Raw genomic sequence first — 19,377 nt, 5'->3', positions numbered from 1 at the left:
CTAAATCTTATTTTTCTAATTCTGCCTTAAGTTTCTCAACATATGCTGTCACTTGCCATCTCTCTTCTTCATTCAATTGATTGGCATAAGATCCCATTGTATTTTTACCATAATAAATAACATGGTAAATACTGCCTGTTGTGATTGCTCTTCCGGCATCATCGTAACTAGGTACACCTAATATTTTTTCACGTTGAACTAATTTACCTTGTCCATTTCCTTTGTTGCCGTGACAAATACCACAATACACATCATATAACTCTTTACCTCTTACAAAATCTACTTGGGTAGAATCTAATGGGTTTGTTAAACTAGCTTTAGCCAATTCATATCCCTCATTAGTATCTTCAATTTCATAAGGCATGAAATTTCCTCTTGGAATTGATCCTTCAGCAGGTAATTGAGCTTCAACTCCATTAGCAAATGCGTCAGACTCCTGATATGCTTCATAGCCAATTGGTTCATACATGTTTGGCATGTATTGATAATTAGGCCTAGAATTTTTTTGGCAAGATGTAAATCCAACCAACAAAATTGCAACTACGATATATTTTGTGGCTATCTTCATATTAATGTGCATCTTCTTCTTTATCAACGATATTAATTTCTACAGCTCCAGTATTTTTTAATAATGATGTTAATTCACTTTCATTACCATGTACTGCGACCTCCATTAAAAAATGATCATCTGTAGTTCTTGGATCTGGATTTTCAGCTTTCTTAAATGGCCACATTCTACTTCTTAAATAAAATGTTATTACCATTAAGTGGGCTGCAAAGAATACAGTAAGCTCAAACATAATTGGAACAAAAGCTGGCATATTCTCTAAATAACTGAAGCTTGGCTTTCCACCAATATCTTGTGGCCAATCTTTAATCATTATAAAATTCATCATTACAATTGCAACCGTCAAACCAACACAACCATACATAAATGAGGTTATTGCAATTCTTGTAGGTGCTAATCCCATTGCCTTATCTAGTCCATGGACAGGAAAAGGTGTATATATTTCTTCAATGTGATGTTTCTCTGCCTTAACCTTTTTTACGGCAGACATTAATACATCATCATCTGTATAAATAGCATGAATTACTTTTGAAGCTTCCATAGACTATATTAGTTATTTAATAAATTTTTTGCTTGTCCTGCCCAATCATCGCGTTCAGCTCTTCCTGGGAAAGAACCAGTGATTGAATCTAACAAGTCATATTCTGTTTTTGTCATCTTACTTACTTGTAAGAATGTATAAATACCAATACTATTAAGCACTTGTTCCATTTTAGGACCAACACCACTTATTTTCTTTAAATCATCAGCTGTTTGTGTTGATGCATCAAAAGATCCTATAGTACCAAGCAGATTATTAACCTTATCTGTATTGTCTCCAGCATCTTCAGTTTTTGTTTCAGTTGCATTTGAGGCAATTGAAACTACACCACCTGATGTTCTTTCGTCTGCACCAGTACCAACTAAATTTTCACCGCCTTCTCTTATACGCTTATATCGTTCACCAGAAGATTTCAAAATAGTCTTCACCTCTGCTTGTGCAATTACAGGGAATGTACGCGAGTACAACAGGAATAATACAAAGAAGAATCCTATAGTACCAATGAAAATTCCAATATCAACAAATGTAGGAGAGAACATGGACCATGAAGATGGTAAGTAATCTCTATGTAATGAAGTAACGATAATTACAAAACGCTCAAACCACATTCCAACGTTAACAACAATTGAAATAAAGAATGAGAACATTATACTTGTTCTTAATTTTTTAAACCACATAAATTGTGGTGAGAGAACGTTACATGACATCATTAATAAATATGACCACCAGTAAGGTCCTGTTGCTCTATTAAGGAAAGCATACTGCTCATACTCTACACCAGAGTACCAAGCTATAAATAACTCAGTAATGTATGCCACACCAACAATAGAACCTGTAATCATAATTACAATGTTCATTAATTCGATATGCTGAACCGTTATATAATCCTCAAGGTTACAAACCTTTCTCATTATAATAAGCAGGGTATTTACCATTGCAAAACCAGAGAAAATCGCACCCGCAACAAAGTAAGGAGGGAATATTGTTGTATGCCAACCTGGAATTACAGATGTCGCGAAATCAAATGATACAATTGTGTGAACCGAAAGTACTAATGGTGTAGCTAAACCTGCTAGCACTAATGATACTTCTTCAAAACGCTGCCAGTCCTTCGCTCTACCTGACCAACCGAAACTAAGTAACGAATATATTTTCTTTTGGAACGGTCTTACCGCTCTATCTCTAATCATTGCAAAATCAGGCAACAATCCTGTCCACCAGAATACCAAGGAAACGGATAAATACGTAGAAATTGCAAATACATCCCATAATAATGGAGAGTTAAAGTTTACCCATAAAGAACCAAATTGGTTTGGTATAGGTAATACCCAATACGCTAACCAAGGACGACCCATATGTATAATTGGGAATAAACCCGCCTGGATTACCGAAAAGATTGTCATTGCTTCAGCAGAACGGTTAATTGCCATTCTCCATTTTTGACGGAATAATAATAGTACTGCAGAAATAAGTGTCCCTGCGTGACCAATACCTACCCACCAAACGAAGTTAGTGATATCCCATGCCCAGTTAACAGTCTTATTAAGACCCCAAACTCCAATACCTGTGGAGATAGTATAAATAATACAACCTATTCCCCAAAGAAACGCTGCCAAGGAAATGCTGAAAACAATCCACCATGCTTTATTGGCTTTGCCTTCGACTGGACGAGCCACATCAACAGTAACATCGTGATAAGATTTTTCTCCAGTTACTAAAGGTCTTCTAATAGGTGCTTCGTAATGAGACGCCATAATTATATAATTGATTCTTTAATTTAATTTATGCTTTAGCCGTATTTCTTACTTTAGTTTGGTAAACCACATTTGGTTTTGTTCCAACATGTTCAAGTAAGTGATAAGCTCTATTATCTTCTTTTAAGGCAGCTATTTTACTGTCTTTATCGTTTAAATCACCGAATACCATAGCACCATTTCCACAAGCTGCAGAACATGCTGTTTGGAATTCTCCGTCCTTAATCTCACGTCCATCACGCTTAGCATCTAAAATGGTCTTCTGTGTCTTTTGGATACAGAAAGAACACTTCTCCATAACACCTCTTGAACGAACTGTTACATCAGGATTTAATACCATACGACCTAAATCATCATTCATGTAATAATCAAATTCATCATTCTTATTATATAAGAACCAGTTGAATCGACGAACTTTGTATGGACAATTGTTAGCACAATAACGGGTACCAACACATCTGTTATAAGCCATTTGGTTTTGACCTTGACGGCCGTGTACAGTTGCCGCAACTGGACAAACTGTTTCACAAGGCGCATGATTACAGTGCTGACACATTACTGGCTGAAATGCAACTTGAGGGTTTTCTGATGGGTTTTCCATTTCCCTTAATGCAGTTTTCACACCGGTAAACCAGCCCTCAGCATTTTCTTTCTTATCATTATCACCATCAAAAGATTCTTCAGACGAATAATATCTATCAATTCTCAACCAGTGCATATCTCTGCTTCGTCTCATTTCAGACTTACCAACAACAGGCACGTTATTTTCAGCATGACAAGCAATTACACAAGCTCCACATCCAGTACACGCATTTAAGTCTATGGAAAGGTTAAAATGATGACCGATAGAACGATCGAACTCATCCCATAAATCTACCTCTGGCGAAGTTACAGGAGTTTCTATATGATTTAAGGATACCTCAGGAACCTTATTCCATACATTTTTATCCTTAGTATTAAATATTTCTAAAGTTGTTTCTCTAATGATGTCCCCTCGACCCATTAAAGTATTATGCAATTGCACACAAGCAAACTCATGCGTTCCTGATGCTTTGCTAATACTCACCTCTTGTACATTACTAAAATTCTGGTACAGTGGATAAGCATTAACCCCAGTTTGCATTTCTTCTTTCAATCCTTCTTTTCTACCAAATCCAAATGATAGTCCAACAGACCCTTTAGCCTGACCAGGTTGAATTATTACTGGTACGTTAGAAACCGTAACACCATTTACAGTGACATCTGCATAACTTCCGTTTAAGCCTCCATTAGCTACATTCTCATTAACAAAGCCCATGGTGTCAGCATCAGATTTAGATACCGTTAAGTAATTGTCCCATGTAGTTCTTGTGATCGGATCAGGGAATTCTTGTAACCAAGGGTTATTTGCCTGCTGACCGTCACCCATACCCACTTTTGCATATAATGAAAGTTCCATTGCCCCTCCTTTTGCAGAAGATGCTAAGGCCACAGCTGCATTAGTACTTGGTGCTTCAGTAGTTTCTTCAACCTCAGTTTCAGAACTATTCTCACTTGAAGATTCAGTAATAAAGTAACCATCTTGAACAGCTTTATTAAAAGACTCACCTCCAAGAATATCAGCCGTCCAAACTTCTTTGATATAGTCTCTATATGAAGATGCATTTCCATTCCAAGCTAATAACACTTCTTGAAACTGCTTTGTATCAAATAAAGGACGAATAGTTGGTTGCATCATTGAATAATGCCCAGATTTCATTTCTACATCTCCCCAAGATTCTAAGAAATGAGGCGTTGCAGCAATATATTGGCAATTGCTAGATGTTTCATCTTGCTTCATAGAAAATGCAATTGAAACATCAGTTTTACCTAAGCCTTCAGCAAAATCAGCCGCATTTGGTAAGGTATACATTGGATTAACACCGTAAGTAATAATTGCTCCTACTTTACCCGCCTTCATGTCAGCTACTAACTGCATAACTGCTTTATCGTTACCTTGTCTTGTCTTTATTGTTGTTTTTGGATCAAACGCTTTACTACTTAAGTATTCGTTTAATTCTAATACAACTGTTTGTGCATTTACATCCTGAATTCCAGAAACAACTACACCATTACTACCTGCTGCACTTAATTCTTTGGCAGCAGCCTTAACTGCACTATCAATAGCTTCAGGTAAATTTGCACCACCTGCTGAATTGCCAGTTACATAACTATATAGTTTAGCTAAAGCTAATCTTTGCTCACTTGGTTTTAATGGTACTCTTTTATCAGCGTTAGCACCTGTAAGTGACATATTTGATTCAAACTGAATATGACGAGACATTTTCCCATGATCTGGAATACGTCCTTTGGCATAACCAGAGTCAAATCCTCCACCTTGCCAGTCTCCTAAGAAATCAGCTCCTACAGAAACAATGGTCTTAGCTTTAGAGAAATCATAATTTGCCATTCCTCTTGAACTATATTTAGCCTGATAGGCATCTAAAGTTGCAGACTCAGAAACTGCATCATAAACAACATGACGAACATTACCATACTTCTCAGTAAACTCGCCTACCAGTTTATGGGTAGAAGGGCTTGCTAAGGTCTGTGTTAACAAAACAATCTCCTTGCCATCAGCAAGATTACTTAATTTTTTAGAAGTTTCAGACATAAATGAACTCCAAGAAATCTCGGTATCACCTTTCATTGGTGCCTTAACTCTCAAACTGTCGTAAAGTCCTAAAATTGATGCGTTAACTCTAGCATTTGCCACTCCATTTGTGGCAGCATCTGTATTATTCTCAATTTTAATTGGGCGACCTTCTCGTGTTCTTACCAAAATACTTGCAAAATCATAACCGTTAGCTATTGATGTAGCATAATAGTTTGCAATACCAGGAATAATTTCCGTTGGCTGAACTACATAAGGTATTGATTTAATTACAGGGCCCTCACATGCAGCAAGAGATGCAGCTGCGGTACTAAACCCAACGTATTTTAAGAAATCACGACGCGATGTAGATGAAGATTCTAATGATTCTTTATCTCCTAAAAATTCATCCGTTGGAATCTCTTCCACAAATTCATTTTGTTGTAGCGTCTCAACAATAGAGCTGTTTTCATTTAGCTCTTCAACACTTTTCCAGTATTTCTTGTTTGATGACATATAATTCTGAATTACTTCTTAATTTCTTTATATTAATAATGACACTTACCACATTCTAAACCTCCCATTTGAGCAGCTGTTAGTTGCTCAACACCATATTTCTTGGAAAGTTGTTCGTGTATTTTAGTGTAATATCCATTATCCTTAACCTTCACATTTGTTTCTCTGTGACAATTGATACACCATCCCATTGTTAATGGAGAATGCTGATACATAATTTCCATTTCTTCAACAGGACCGTGACATGTTTGACACTCAAGGCCTGCAACCGAAACGTGCTGAGAGTGATTGAAATATGCAAAATCTGGTAAGTTGTGAATACGAATCCATTTTACTGGTTGCGTTTCACCAGTGTATCCAGTTCCATCCCATCCGACTGCTTCATATAACTTTTGGATTTCAGCATTGTAATCTACACCATATTCTTTAAGGCCTTCTTGCTGTGTTTCTGCCGCTACCTCACCGATTGCCTTATGACAGTTCATACAAATATTTAAAGAAGGTATACCTGAATGCTTACTTACTCTTGCAGAAGAATGACAATACTTACAATCAATTGCATTATCACCAGCATGTATCCTATGCGAATAATGAATTGGTTGCACTGGTTCATAACCTTGATCTATACCTACTTGCATAAAATAACCGTACACAAAATATCCACTTGCTAATAAAAAGAATATTGCAGTTACTAAAACCAAGAATTGATTTTGGATGAAGGCCTTCCATATTGGTGTGCGCTTCTCTTCAATGACGGTGTCTATTCCTTTTGCTTCAGCAAAACGATTTAATGTTCGTTTTACTAAAACAAGTGCCAATGCCAATAGGGCAAATAACACAGCTAATGCACCTAAAATAAGATCGTTTGAAATACCTGGCTCTTGAACCACAGCATCTGCACCTGCGTCAACTACAACAGGAGCTGGTGGTGGAGCAGCCGTATAGGCTAAAATATCCGTGATATCTTGATCACTTAATTGTGGAAATGCATTCATTGCCACTTGATTCCACTCATTATAAATCTTGTTAGCATAAGCATCACCAGATTTAATCAAAGCCGAGCTATTACGAATCCAATTATTAATCCATTCTCTGTCTAATCCTTCTTCCTCTATTAATCGCTGCTCAACATTTGCTAATGCAGGACCTGTCATTGGCTTGTTTAATTTATGACAAGCAGCACAATTGGCGTTGAATAAAGATTTTCCTTTAGCTACATCCCCTTCTTGGGCGCTTAGTGAAGTTGAAACCGTAAGTAATATTATAAAACCAAGACTAAGAATCCTTGAGGTTAAATTACGGTAGATAACGTGTTTCATATTTTAAGTTGAATTATCTTCTAAACTTTGGTATGATTTTTTCTATAAATATGATAAAAATCATGTTTGCAAAAACTCTCGCAAAAGTAAGATATAAAGTCGATTTTAGAAATCTTAGAGAACTGTTAATATATAATTTATAATTATTCTAAATAAGTTTTTAAAATCAAATTCGTTCAATATTATACCTTTGCACCTAAATAGACAATTATGAGATTAAAAATCAATACAATAAGTACATTCTTCATTTTAGTTTTAGCTTCGTTTGCAGTTAATGCGCAACAAGGTGAAGTCACAATAGACCAAGATAAAGACATTGAAAAACTACTAGAATATAAAAAAGATATAAAAACCAACAAGACCTTTAAAATTCAGGTTTTTCAGAGTGTAGATCCTGATAGAGCGCAAAAAGAAAAATCTAATTTCTTAAATGCATTTGGAGATTGGCCTGTAGAAATACACTGGAATACACCCAACTATAAAGTATGGGTTGGTAATTTTACAACAAGACTTGAAGCAGATAGAGCCTTAATTAGAATTAAAAAGAAATATATGAATGCCATAATATTTCAACCCAAATCTGGAAAATAAAAGCATAAAAAAAGGCAATCAAATTGATTGCCTTTTTTTATTTCTATTAAAGTATATTATTTGAGTTTCTTTTTAACCTCAACCTCTTGGAATGCTTCAATTACATCACCTTCCTTGATATCATTGTAACCCTTAACTTGCATACCACAATCGTATCCCTTAGATACTTCTTTAACGTCATCCTTAAATCGTTTTAATGATGTTAATTCACCCGTGTGCACAACAACACCATCTCTAATTAATCGGATTCCAGAATTTCTAAAGACTTTACCATTAGTTACCATACAACCTGCAATGGTTCCGATTTTAGAAATTTTAAATGTTTCTCTAATTTCAGCTGTACCAGTAATCTCTTCTTTAAGCTCTGGAGACAACATTCCTTCCATTGCATCTTTAAGATCATTGATTGCATCATAAATAATTGAATATGTTCTGATATCAATTTCTTCCTTATCTGCAATCATTCTAGCGTTACCAACTGGTCTTACATTAAATCCTACAATAACTGCATCAGATGCTGAAGCCAAAAGCACATCGCTCTCAGTGATTGCACCTACACCTTTATGTATAATATTTACTTGAATTTCTTCAGTTGAAAGTTTCTGGAAAGAATCTGTTAATGCTTCAACAGAACCATCAACATCTCCCTTAAGGATTATATTCAATTCTTGGAAATCTCCTAAAGCAATACGTCTACCGATCTCATCTAATGTAATGTGACGTTGCGTTCTAACAGATTGTTCTCTTTGTAACTGAGTACGTTTTGTTGCTATTTGCTTAGCTTCACGCTCATCTTCAAATACATTAAACTTATCACCTGCTTGTGGCGCACCATCTAATCCTAATATAGAAACTGGAGTCGACGGACCAGCTTCCTTAACTTGATTACCACGTTCATCATGCATTGCCTTAACCTTTCCGCTATTTTTACCGGCTAATACATAATCTCCTACTTTTAATGTACCTGCTTGAACTAAAATTGTAGAAACATAACCTCTACCTTTATCTAAATAAGCTTCAACAACGGTACCGTTAGCTGGCTTATTTGGATTTGCTTTTAATTCTAAAAGTTCTGCTTCAAGTAATACTTTTTCAAGTAATTCTTTTACACCTGTACCAAATTTTGCTGAAATATCATGAGATTGAATCTTTCCTCCCCAATCCTCTACTAATAAATTCATGTTGGCCAAACCTTCTTTTACCTTTTCTGGATTAGCGTCTGGCTTATCTATTTTATTGATTGCAAAAACAATTGGTACACCTGCAGCTTGCGCATGTGAAATTGCCTCTTTTGTTTGAGGCATAATCGCATCATCTGCTGCCACAACTATAATTGCTATATCCGTTACTTGAGCTCCACGTGCACGCATAGCCGTAAAAGCTTCGTGACCTGGAGTATCAAGAAATGCGATTTTTTGACCATTTGACAGCTCTACTCCATATGCACCTATATGTTGCGTAATACCACCTGATTCACCTGCAATTACATTTTCTTCACGTATGTAATCTAGTAATGAAGTCTTACCATGATCAACATGTCCCATAACCGTAACAATTGGCGCTCTTGGTTCTAAATCCTCTGGATTATCCTGAGCTTCCTCAATTGCTTCTTCAATATCTGCAGTTACAAACTCAACCTCATAACCAAACTCTTCAGCCACAATTGATAATGTTTCTGCATCAAGTCTTTGATTCATTGTCACCATCATACCAAGTGACATACATGCAGATATTACTTCAGTTACACCAACATCCATCATTGTTGCTACCTCACTTACAGTTACAAATTCTGTTACTTTAAGAATTTTACTTTCAGCAGCTTCAGCTTGCAATTCTTTTTCGGATTGCTCTCTGTGTTGATCTCTTTTTTCTCTACGGTATTTCGCTCCTTTACCCTTATTAGACTTTCCTTGAAGTTTTTCTAAGGTTTCGCGGATTTGTTTTTGAACTTCCTCTTCACTTGGTTCCTCCTTAACAACTTTTGGTCTAGAGCTTCCTCTTCCTTTTTGTCCTCTTCTATTATCGTAATTTGGTCTACCACTATCTGCGCCACCTTTACTTATTCTACGTCTTTTTCGTTTACTACTACTATCCTTAGATTCAGGTTTCTTCTCCTCTTTCTTCTTTTTAGGCTTATTAAATTGAGATAAATCTATTTTTTTACCTGTTGAGGTCGGGCCTGATAGCTTCTTATATTGCGTTTTTAATTTTTCTTCTACTGGTTCTTCTACTGGCTTTTCCGCAACCTCCTTCTTAGCAGGTTTTTTCTCTGCTACCTTCTCAGTTTCTTTAGATTTTTCAGCCTTAGCCTTGGTTTTAGGTTTTTCAGCAACAGGCTCTGCTTTAACCTTAGGTTTTTCTTCCTCTTTTTTCTCAGCTGTTTTATCTAGATCTATTTTACCAACTTTTTTAGGACCACTTAAATCTGCTTTAGCCTTAACAACGGTTTCCTTTACTGTCTCATCTTGCTTTTGCTTCTCCTCAATCTCGCGTTCACGCTCTTCACGAAGTTTCTCCTTTTCCTTAAGTTTTGCTTCACTTACTTCTTGGGCTTTCTCACGCTTAGTTGCATCCGTCTGGAATTCATCTGACAGCGTATCATAAACCTCTTGTGAAATTTTTGTATTAGGACTTTTCTCTATCTCAATACCCTTAGATTCTAAAAAATCAACAGCACGATCTAGTGAGATGTTTAATTCCCTTAATACTTTATTTATTCTAATTTGAGCCATAAATTGCCTGTAATATAACTTAAAATTGTTTTATAGCAATTCAACTAAAAAATGTTAGGGTTGAATTGGTATTAATCCTCAAACTCTTCTTTCAGAATTTTGATGACTTCTATAATTGTTTCTTCTTCTAAATCAGTTCGTTTTACTAAATCTTCAACATCTTGCTCTAAAACACTTTTTGCGGTGTCCAAACCAGCCTTGCTAAATTCATCTATTATCCATCCATCGATTTCGTCACTAAACTCAGAGAGTTCAACATCTTCTTCAGCGCCTTCTCTAAACACATCGATCTCGTAACCCGTAAGTTGACCAGCTAATCTAATATTATGTCCGCCTCTACCAATTGCCTTAGAAACCTCCTCTGGTTTAAGAAGAACTTCTGCCCTCATGGTTTCTTCATCTAACTTTAAAGAAGTTACTCTTGCCGGACTAAGAGCTCTCGTAACAAATAATTGAATATTATTAGTGTAATTAATCACATCAATATTCTCATTTCCTAACTCTCTTACAATACCATGAATTCTAGAACCTTTCATACCAACACAAGCTCCAACAGGGTCAATTCTATCATCATATGAATCAACTGCAACCTTAGCTTTTTCACCAGGTATGCGAACAACCTTCTTAACTGTAATTAAACCATCAAAAACTTCTGGTATCTCCTGTTCGAATAATTTTTCTAAAAACACAGGAGAAGTCCTAGACATAATAATTGCAGGTTTGCTTCCTTTTAATTCCACACTTTCAATAATACCTCTAACATTTTCACCTTTTCTAAAGAAATCAGATGGTATTTGTCTATCCTTAGGTAATATTATTTCATTACCCTCATCATCTAAAAGTATTATTGCTCTATGACGTATATGGTGCACTTCTGCAGTGTAAATCTCTCCTTCTAATTCCTTAAATTGCTTGTAGATATTTGTGTTATCGTGTTCGTGTATTTTAGATATAAGGTTTTGTCTCAAAGCTAAAATTGAACGTCTACCCAAATCAACCAGTTTTACTTCTTCAGCAACATCTTCCCCAACTTCAAAATCTGGTTCAATTTTTTGAGCCTCAGATAGTGCAATCTCTTGGTTTGGTTCTTCTACTTCTCCATCTGCAACAACAATACGGTTTCTCCATATTTCCAAATCCCCTTTATCAGGATTGATAATTATATCAAAGTTATCATCATCGCCATACTTTTTCTTTAAAGCATTACGCAACACATCTTCTAGAATCGCCATTAGCGTCACTCTATCAATTAACTTATCATCCTTAAATTCCGAAAATGATTCTATCAACGCTACATTTTCCATAATTGAATTGATTAAAATTTTATTTTAACTTTTGCTTCTTTTATATCCTCAAAAGAAATATTAGCTTCTTTTGTTACTGTTATTTTACCCTTACCGACAGGCTTTGGTTCTCTTGTTTTCCATTTTAATAAAACACTCTCATCATTAACTTCTGTCAATTCTCCTTCTAATTTTTCACCATCGTTTGTTTTGACTTCTAAATTTCTGCCGACATGCCTTTTGTACTGCCTAGGCAGAACTAATGGCGAAGTTGCACCTGAAGACGTAACCTCTAATGAAAAATCTTGCTCTTCTCTGTCTAAGTTATGTTCAATTGCCCTACTCACAAAAATGCAGTCTTCTACAAGAACTCCATTATCACCATCTAAAACTACTCTTATAGTGTTGTCTGGAAGTATTTCAAAATCAATTAGAAACAAATCATTTCGCTCATTTAGAGCATTATCTAATAAATTTCTTACAGTTTCCTTAAACATTTCTTGATATAAAAAGAGAGGACTTTTCGTCCTCTCGCTTATTCATTTCTTAAACAACACTGCAAATATACAATATTTATAGATTTTTCAAAGGTTATGCAAGTGGAATTATTTTCTTAAATTTATAAGGCTAACATAATATCAATAACTATGAATAGAATACTAGTCCCAACAGATTTTTCTGAACAAGCCGAAAATGCATTAAAGGTTGCAGCCATGCTAGCCAAATCTCATGATGCTGAAATCTATTTACTTCACATGATGGAAATCCCCATGCAACAAATAGATCCCATAAATGCCCAGAGTGATGTTCCGGAGGTTTTATTTTTTATGAAATTGGCTCATAAAAAATTCGACGATCTTATGGCAAGTGATTTTTTAAAGGGTATCACAGTACACGAAACTGTAAAGGCTGATATCACATTCAATGAAATAAAGGAAGCCTGTAAGGAATTTGATATTGACATAATTATAATGGGTTCTCATGGTGCCACTGGCATCAAGGAAATGTTTGTTGGTTCTAATGCTGAAAAAGTGGTTAGAACGTCTGAAGTCCCAGTTCTTGTTATTAAAAACGAACATGAGTCCTTTAAAATATCTGATTTTGTATTCGCATCAGATTTTAAAAATGACAATAAAGAAACCTATAAACAAGCTGTTAAATTTGCTGAGTCTATAAATGCCAAAATTCATTTATTATTGGTTAACACAGCAAGTAATTTTTTGACTACCTCAGAAGCCAACAACCGAATTCACGACTTTATATCCGGACAGACATTTGACAATTACACTACAAATGTATATAACGACATAAGTGTTGAGCAAGGAATATTAAATTTTTCAAAAGAAATTAATGCAGATTTAATTGGTATAAGCACGCATGGCAGACAAGGTATTGCACATTTCTTTAACGGCAGTATAAGTGAAGATTTAGTAAATCATGCCAAGAGACCAGTCATTACATTCAGAATTTAAAACTCAATTCCATAAAACAAAAAATCCTAATCTATACGATTAGGATTTTTTGTTGGCCTACTAGGGCTCGAACCTAGACTCTTCTGGACCAAAACCAGACGTGTTGCCAGTTACACCATAGGCCAATCTCTCAAAATTGAGGATGCAAATTTATAACAAAGATTTTCTTAGGCAAAAAAAAACTAAAAAAATAATTTAAATTACTTAACGTTAACTTAAAAACTTATGCTGTATTGTAATTATTAGTAAATTCGCCAGCATCATAAAGGACGGATTTTTCATGGGAGATTTTAGCTTTAAAAAGTGGAACACAATATTAGGTTGGCTTGTATTTGCTATTGCCTTTGTAGTTTATGCGCTAACTATAGAACCTACAGTTAGTTTTTGGGATGCAGGTGAATATATATTAACATCATCTAAGTTACAAGTTGGCCACCCACCAGGCGCACCTCTATTTCAGATGATGGGCGCATTCTTCTCAACATTTGCCCTAGAACCTTCTCAGATTGGAATGCTATTAAATATGATGAGTGCAGTGGCAAGTGCCTTTACAATACTTTTTATGTTTTGGACCATAAGCATTCTTCTTGTTAAACTCGTAAACTACAAAAGAGACTCTAGCCATAGTAAGGGTATGGCAATTTTAGGTAGTGCATTAGTTGGGAGCTTAGCATTTACGTTTACAGATTCATTTTGGTTTAATGCTGTAGAAACAGAAGTATATGCAATGGCAACCTTAATAATGGCTGTAATGTTTTACTTGGCTTTGCGCTGGGAACAGGATATGCACAAGCCTAGAGGTAATCGCTGGCTAATTTTAATTGCCTTTGTAATTGGATTGTCATTTGGTGTTCACTTTATGGGATTATTGACTATTCCAGCCATTGGTCTTATCTATTATTTTAAAAATTACAAGACCATTACTGTTAAGAACTTTATTCTGGCAAATATTATTTCTGCTGCAATTCTACTCTTTATATTTAAACTCCTTTTACCATCTACCTTGAAGCTTTTTGGTTACCTCGAGGTTTTCTTTGTAAACTCAATTGGTTTGCCATTTAATTCCGGAACAATTATTACAGGTCTTTTAGTAATTGGGTTATTCTATTATGGTCTAAACTATACTCGGAAAAAAGGTATGATTCATGCCAATACATTGGTGCTTTGTTTGATGTTTATATTCATTGGTTTTTCATCTTGGATGATGCTTCCAATAAGAGCTAACGCCAATGTTATTATAAATGAGAATGATCCATCGGATGCTAGAGAACTACTAGCATATTACAATCTTGAACAATATCCTGAGACCCATCTTTTTTATGGGCCTCAATTCACTGAAATTTACTCAGGTCAAGATGAAGATGAACCGTTTGTAGACGATAAGAAAAATTATGAACGAGATGAGGAAAAAGGTGAATATATCATCATAAACGATTGGGAAAAAAGTAAACAAAACTACAATCATGACCACGCTTCCATTCTACCAAGAATGTGGAGTGCAGAACATGCAGAGAATTATATGATGTTCACGGGATTAATAGATTTTAAGGTCGACCCTACAATTCAAACACGCGCATATAATGAGGCGATGAATGCTGGTATACCAGAAGAACAATCAAGTCAATATGCTCTACAAGAAAAACGAAGAGTGGATCAAATTGTTAGCGATTTTAGAATGCGTGTTGCCCAAGGAGAGATAGATTATGAAGGATATGATAAGTTCTTAAGGTCTTACGCTCAACGCTATCTAATTGTAGAAAAACCATCCTTTATTGACAACCTGGCTTATATGTTTCAATATCAATTTGGATACATGTACTGGAGATATTTTATGTGGAATTTCACAGGTAGACAGAACGACATTCAAGGTAAATTTGATGACTTCAATGGTAATTGGATTTCTGGTATAAAATTCATCGACGAATTCCATTTGGGTATGTCACAGGATAACTTACCAACTGATGTTTTAGAAAACAAAGCAAGAAACACATATTATTTCCTGCCATTTTTGTTAGGACTGATTGGTTTCTTTTTCCTTCTTAATACAGATAAAAATAGATTTTGGGTATTGTTGGTATTCTTTCTACTAACTGGGATAGCTATACAATTTTATACTAATGTAAGACCTTTTGAACCTCGTGAACGAGACTACTCCGTCGTCGGTTCGTTTTATGTTTTTGCTATATGGATAGGGTTTGGTGTATACTCATTGTATGATTTATTAAAGGACAATGTTAAAACTAAATTATTAGCACCTGCTATTACTCTAGTTTGCCTAATTATTGTACCTGGAATACTTCTGGCAAACAATTGGGACGATCATGACAGATCTGGAAAATATACTGCCAATGCAATGGCTAGAAAGTATTTAGAGTCTTGTGCGCCTAATTCCATACTATTCACCATTGGCGATAATGATTCTTTCCCTTTATGGTATCTTCAAGAGATTGAAGGTGTTCGTACAGATGTAAGGGTAGTTAATACAAGTTTATTCCAAACAGACTGGTACATTGACCAGATGAAACGAAAGGCATATGAAAGTGATCCTATACCTTCACAACTTACTCATGAACAGTATCGAGCTGGAACCAGAGATGTAATTATTTATAGAGAAATTAGTGAGCGAATCGCTAAAGATACTCTTGATATAAAAAGGTTTATGGAGTTTGTATCTAGCGAAAAACCAAATACAAAACTTAAGTTTGTGATTGAAAATATGGGTGAAGACCCAAGACAATACCCGAAACATCTTCTTAATTCTAATTACTTTCCAACAAGAAACATCAGTATTCCGGTTAATAAGGAAGAGGTACTAAAAAATGGTGTGGTTAAAGCGAAAGATGCAGACAAAATTGTAGACAATTTATATACTAGAATTGGTGGTGGATATATTTATAAAAATCGATTATTAATGCTAGATATCATAGCAAACAATAATTGGGAACGACCAATTTATTTTACTGGAGGTGCATTTGGTGATGAAGATTATATTTGGTTAAAAGACTATTTGCAATTGGATGGCATGTGCTATAAACTTGTACCTATACGCACTCCTGTAGACAAGGCCAACCCATATGATATGGGACGGGTAGATGCCGAATTAATGTATGAAAAAGTTAAGAATTGGAAATGGGGCGGAAGTGGTGAAGATATTTATCATGATATTGAAACAAGACGCAATGGCATCACGTATAGAGGTAATATCGCTAGATTATTAGAACAATTAATTAATGATGGTGAATTAGAAAAGGCCGAAGAAATGGCCGATTTGGCAATGGAAAAAATGCCTATAGATAAATTTGGATTCTACTCACTATTGGAGCCCTACATTAGTGCATATTACGAAATTGGAAATGACGAAAAGGGTAGAAAATTATTCAATGATGTTGCTAGAAAATTTCAGGAGAATTTAATCTTCCTAAGTGGTTTGTCATTAGAGAATCAAGAAAAGTACATCGAAGAGATCTATACAGACATTCAACGTTATAGAGCAATGGTAGATGTTTTAGTTGTCTATGACCAAGAATTTGCGCTTGAGGAAACCAAAAAATTCAATGGCTATTTGAGATTGTTTGACGCATTATTAGGTCCGGCACTCCAAGATACTGAACCAAGGACTGATTTAGACATTAATGATTTGCTTGAGGATAGCGATACAACAATTACTCCTGAAGAAGAATAAATTATGCAAATTATACCAGCCAAAACTCCGGGATTTGTTAAATCGCTATTTCCCAATTTGGTCTGGAATATTTCTACTGATAAAAAGGAACTTTACCTCACCTTTGACGATGGACCGACACCAATAATTACAGATTGGGTGTTAGATTTGTTATCTCAATATAATGCAAAAGGGACTTTTTTTTGTATTGGTAATAATATTGAAAAAAATCCTCAATTATTTTTAAAAATTATCGCAAATGGTCACGCCGTTGGTAATCATACATATAACCATTTAAAAGGCTGGAAACACAAAACAAAAAATTACATTGATGATGTACAGCAGACCGATCAAATAATGAATTCTCTGAAATCAAATGACGGTACAAAATTCTTCAGACCACCTTATGGCAAGTTCAAATCAAAACAAAGTAAAAAACTACAAGCCTTAGGCTATAAAATAATTATGTGGGACGTTTTATCTTATGATTGGGATAAAACAGTTAATGAAGAGGATTGTTTAAACAATATCATCTCTTCGGCTAAAGAGGGTAGTATAATTGTAATGCATGACAGTATTAAGGCTTCAAAAAATTTAAAAGCCGTATTACCTAAACTATTAAAATATTACACAGACGAAGGATTTGTTTTTAAAGCGCTTCCTTAAATATATTCCTGAATGATTTCAATAAGTGAATTAGCGTCTTGTTCACCGCTATGACGCCATTTCATTTCACCGTTTTTATAAATAATAAGTGTGGGTAGGCCTTTTACACGTAACGCCTCGGCTAGCTCTTTATTTTTATCTACATCTATTTTTATCACTTTAGCTTTATCACCAAGTGCAGCTGCCACATCTCTTAGGATAGGATGCATGGCTATGGATTCTTCATTCCATTCAGTGTAGAAGTCTAATAGAACCGGAATTTCGACATCTATTAATTCTCCAAATTTTGACATAAGATATAGTTTTAGTCAAACGAGTTATACAAACCTACATAAAATTCTTAAAGAAATTCTAGGCATGTATTTTATGAGCTACAATAAAAATAAACAATTGTTTGCAATTATGCCTCTTTTTGACCTTTTTTAAGCTCTATAACAGTTATTTCTGGCCATATCCCAACACGTCCTGGAAATGCTAAATATCCAAACCCTCGGTTTACATTTATATATTGACCAAGTTCTTTATAAATACCTGCCCAATATTTATAACGCCATTTTACAGGACTCCACTTAAACCATCCTGGAATCTCAATTCCAAACTGCATACCATGTGTATGACCACTTAAGGTTAAATGATAATGGTAGTCATCATTAATTACTTGTTCTTCCCAATGACTAGGGTCGTGACTAAGTAATATTTTAAAATCTTCTTTGTTTATATTACTTGATGCTTTTTTAAGGTCGCCAGCTTTTTTAAATCCGCCCTTGCCCCAATTTTCAACACCAACAAGTGCTATTCGCTCACCTTCTTTTTCAATAAATCTATTTTCATTTAGTAATAAATCAAATCCAATTTCTTTTTGAATAGCTTTTAAATTCTCTAGATTTTGCTTTTTCTCTTCACCAGAATCCCATCGCACATAGTCGCCATAATCGTGATTTCCTAAAATGGAATATAGTCCATCTTTTGCATTTAACTTTTTAAATATATCTGTATATGGTGCCATTTCTTCTGCCTTGTTATTTACCATATCTCCAGTAAATAATATGACATCACTTTGTTGTTCGTTGATTAAATCAATAGCATATTCTACCTTGTTAATATTATCGAAACTACCAGAATGTATATCACTGATTTGTGTTAATCTATATCCATCAAATGCTTTTGGTAAATCTTCAAAATGCAAGGTGTATTTTAAAACTTTAAAATTATACTTCCCTTTGTACATGCCATATAAAATTGAAGCAAATGGTATTGTTGCCAAACCAAGTCCAATCTGGCTAATGAATCTTCTTCGTGAAGGAAAGTGCTTAATTTGGTTTCCACTAGCACTGTCATCTTGCATAAAATAACTATAGATTCCCTGTGGTACTCTAAATACATCTTCAGTAAACATAACTGTAATTAAAATAAGCTTTGGGACCACCAGTGCAATTAAAAAACCAACAGCCAAGGCATTAGATTGAGAAAAACCGCTACTACGATTAAAACCATAAAACTGAAAAATAAAATTCCCGATTACTACAATAGTAAAAATCCAATAAATGGCATACCACCAATTACTTTTTGTAACTGTTTTTAATGATTGAAATGCATAGTAATCAGCTATTCCAATAATAGCCACAAAAATTATCCAACGAATCATAGTAAAAATTTAATCCTC

At 34.9% G+C, this 19,377-nt stretch carries 14 protein-coding genes and 1 tRNA gene; 4 read left to right on the top strand and 11 right to left on the bottom strand.

Annotated elements, in window-relative coordinates; genetic code table 11:
• Nucleotides 1-7: 7 nt before the first annotated feature.
• Genes LBV24_RS05675 through LBV24_RS05655 form a run of 5 tightly spaced genes read right to left on the bottom strand, consistent with a single transcriptional unit; the run spans nucleotide 8 to nucleotide 7,309 of the window.
• Nucleotides 8-568, bottom strand: a complete 561-nt coding sequence (locus LBV24_RS05675) for a c-type cytochrome (RefSeq protein WP_224477618.1) — start codon at nucleotides 566-568, stop codon at nucleotides 8-10.
• A 1-nt stretch (nucleotide 569) separates the two neighbouring features.
• Nucleotides 570-1,109 carry a DUF3341 domain-containing protein gene (locus tag LBV24_RS05670; protein ID WP_224477617.1) on the bottom strand — a complete coding sequence of 180 codons (540 nt, stop codon included), beginning with the start codon at nucleotides 1,107-1,109 and terminating at the stop codon, nucleotides 570-572.
• An 8-nt stretch (nucleotides 1,110-1,117) separates the two neighbouring features.
• Complete coding sequence (nrfD, locus tag LBV24_RS05665; RefSeq protein WP_224477616.1) at nucleotides 1,118-2,863, bottom strand: NrfD/PsrC family molybdoenzyme membrane anchor subunit; 1,746 nt, start codon at nucleotides 2,861-2,863, stop codon at nucleotides 1,118-1,120.
• A 28-nt stretch (nucleotides 2,864-2,891) separates the two neighbouring features.
• On the bottom strand, nucleotides 2,892-5,990 hold the full coding sequence (locus LBV24_RS05660) for a TAT-variant-translocated molybdopterin oxidoreductase (RefSeq protein WP_224477615.1): 3,099 nt from the start codon (nucleotides 5,988-5,990) through the stop codon (nucleotides 2,892-2,894).
• Nucleotides 5,991-6,022: 32 nt separating this feature from the next.
• Nucleotides 6,023-7,309 carry a c-type cytochrome gene (locus LBV24_RS05655; protein WP_224477614.1) on the bottom strand — a complete coding sequence of 429 codons (1,287 nt, stop codon included), beginning with the start codon at nucleotides 7,307-7,309 and terminating at the stop codon, nucleotides 6,023-6,025.
• Nucleotides 7,310-7,519: 210 nt separating this feature from the next.
• On the opposite strand from LBV24_RS05655, the gene LBV24_RS05650 reads away from it, so the two are divergent.
• The gene (locus tag LBV24_RS05650; RefSeq protein WP_224477613.1) at nucleotides 7,520-7,900 is read left to right on the top strand and encodes an SPOR domain-containing protein; all 381 of its coding nucleotides are present in this window, start codon (nucleotides 7,520-7,522) and stop codon (nucleotides 7,898-7,900) included.
• A gap of 56 nt (nucleotides 7,901-7,956) precedes the next feature.
• Here the strand turns inward: LBV24_RS05650 and infB are convergent, their stop codons facing one another.
• The 3 genes from infB to rimP all read right to left on the bottom strand — a co-directional run bounded on the left by infB (nucleotide 7,957) and on the right by rimP (nucleotide 12,412).
• On the bottom strand, nucleotides 7,957-10,632 hold the full coding sequence (gene infB, locus LBV24_RS05645; protein ID WP_224477612.1) for a translation initiation factor IF-2: 2,676 nt from the start codon (nucleotides 10,630-10,632) through the stop codon (nucleotides 7,957-7,959).
• Between the two features lie 71 nt (nucleotides 10,633-10,703).
• Nucleotides 10,704-11,936: a transcription termination factor NusA gene (gene nusA / locus LBV24_RS05640; protein WP_224477611.1), complete on the bottom strand. Its 1,233-nt coding sequence runs from the start codon at nucleotides 11,934-11,936 to the stop codon at nucleotides 10,704-10,706.
• Nucleotides 11,937-11,947: 11 nt separating this feature from the next.
• A complete protein-coding gene (gene rimP / locus LBV24_RS05635; protein WP_224477610.1) occupies nucleotides 11,948-12,412 on the bottom strand; it encodes a ribosome assembly cofactor RimP in 465 nt (154 codons plus the stop codon).
• Nucleotides 12,413-12,562: 150 nt separating this feature from the next.
• Between rimP and LBV24_RS05630 the strand changes: the two genes are divergently transcribed.
• Entirely contained in the window at nucleotides 12,563-13,387 is an 825-nt protein-coding gene (locus tag LBV24_RS05630; protein ID WP_224477609.1) for a universal stress protein, read from the top strand.
• A gap of 52 nt (nucleotides 13,388-13,439) precedes the next feature.
• Here LBV24_RS05630 and LBV24_RS05625 read toward each other — a convergent pair.
• Nucleotides 13,440-13,512: transfer RNA gene (locus tag LBV24_RS05625), tRNA-Gln, on the bottom strand.
• A 155-nt stretch (nucleotides 13,513-13,667) separates the two neighbouring features.
• Here LBV24_RS05625 and LBV24_RS05620 point away from each other — a divergent pair.
• Together LBV24_RS05620 and LBV24_RS05615 are read left to right on the top strand one after the other, a co-directional pair.
• On the top strand, nucleotides 13,668-17,069 hold the full coding sequence (locus tag LBV24_RS05620) for a glycosyltransferase family 117 protein (protein ID WP_224477608.1): 3,402 nt from the start codon (nucleotides 13,668-13,670) through the stop codon (nucleotides 17,067-17,069).
• Between the two features lie 3 nt (nucleotides 17,070-17,072).
• Nucleotides 17,073-17,714: a polysaccharide deacetylase family protein gene (locus LBV24_RS05615; RefSeq protein WP_224477607.1), complete on the top strand. Its 642-nt coding sequence runs from the start codon at nucleotides 17,073-17,075 to the stop codon at nucleotides 17,712-17,714.
• On the opposite strand, the gene LBV24_RS05610 is transcribed toward LBV24_RS05615, so the two are convergent.
• The gene (locus LBV24_RS05610) at nucleotides 17,711-18,007 is read right to left on the bottom strand and encodes a thioredoxin family protein (protein WP_114300311.1); all 297 of its coding nucleotides are present in this window, start codon (nucleotides 18,005-18,007) and stop codon (nucleotides 17,711-17,713) included. The two genes, LBV24_RS05615 and LBV24_RS05610, sit on opposite strands and share 4 nt — an antisense overlap.
• Before the next feature lie 107 nt (nucleotides 18,008-18,114).
• On the bottom strand, nucleotides 18,115-19,359 hold the full coding sequence (locus LBV24_RS05605) for a metallophosphoesterase (protein WP_224477606.1): 1,245 nt from the start codon (nucleotides 19,357-19,359) through the stop codon (nucleotides 18,115-18,117).
• Nucleotides 19,360-19,377: the final 18 nt, after the last annotated feature.

Source organism: Winogradskyella vincentii (assembly GCF_020166345.1).
GTDB classification, from domain to species: Bacteria; Bacteroidota; Bacteroidia; order Flavobacteriales; family Flavobacteriaceae; genus Winogradskyella; species Winogradskyella vincentii.
This window is presented reverse-complemented; position numbering and strand designations above follow the sequence as displayed.

Excerpts from the sequence above, each read along its gene's own strand:
- nrfD (WP_224477616.1), bottom strand. The coding sequence starts at position 2,863 with ATGGCGTCTCATTACGAAGCACCTATTAGAAGACCTTTAGTAACTGGA.
- LBV24_RS05655 (WP_224477614.1), bottom strand. The coding sequence starts at position 7,309 with ATGAAACACGTTATCTACCGTAATTTAACCTCAAGGATTCTTAGTCTT.
- nusA (WP_224477611.1), bottom strand. The coding sequence starts at position 11,936 with ATGGAAAATGTAGCGTTGATAGAATCATTTTCGGAATTTAAGGATGAT.
- rimP (WP_224477610.1), bottom strand. The coding sequence starts at position 12,412 with ATGTTTAAGGAAACTGTAAGAAATTTATTAGATAATGCTCTAAATGAG.
- infB (WP_224477612.1), bottom strand. The coding sequence starts at position 10,632 with ATGGCTCAAATTAGAATAAATAAAGTATTAAGGGAATTAAACATCTCA.
- LBV24_RS05650 (WP_224477613.1), top strand. The coding sequence starts at position 7,520 with ATGAGATTAAAAATCAATACAATAAGTACATTCTTCATTTTAGTTTTA.
- LBV24_RS05605 (WP_224477606.1), bottom strand. The coding sequence starts at position 19,359 with ATGATTCGTTGGATAATTTTTGTGGCTATTATTGGAATAGCTGATTAC.
- LBV24_RS05675 (WP_224477618.1), bottom strand. The coding sequence starts at position 568 with ATGAAGATAGCCACAAAATATATCGTAGTTGCAATTTTGTTGGTTGGA.
- LBV24_RS05630 (WP_224477609.1), top strand. The coding sequence starts at position 12,563 with ATGAATAGAATACTAGTCCCAACAGATTTTTCTGAACAAGCCGAAAAT.
- LBV24_RS05620 (WP_224477608.1), top strand. The coding sequence starts at position 13,668 with ATGGGAGATTTTAGCTTTAAAAAGTGGAACACAATATTAGGTTGGCTT.
- LBV24_RS05670 (WP_224477617.1), bottom strand. The coding sequence starts at position 1,109 with ATGGAAGCTTCAAAAGTAATTCATGCTATTTATACAGATGATGATGTA.
- LBV24_RS05615 (WP_224477607.1), top strand. The coding sequence starts at position 17,073 with ATGCAAATTATACCAGCCAAAACTCCGGGATTTGTTAAATCGCTATTT.
- LBV24_RS05610 (WP_114300311.1), bottom strand. The coding sequence starts at position 18,007 with ATGTCAAAATTTGGAGAATTAATAGATGTCGAAATTCCGGTTCTATTA.
- LBV24_RS05660 (WP_224477615.1), bottom strand. The coding sequence starts at position 5,990 with ATGTCATCAAACAAGAAATACTGGAAAAGTGTTGAAGAGCTAAATGAA.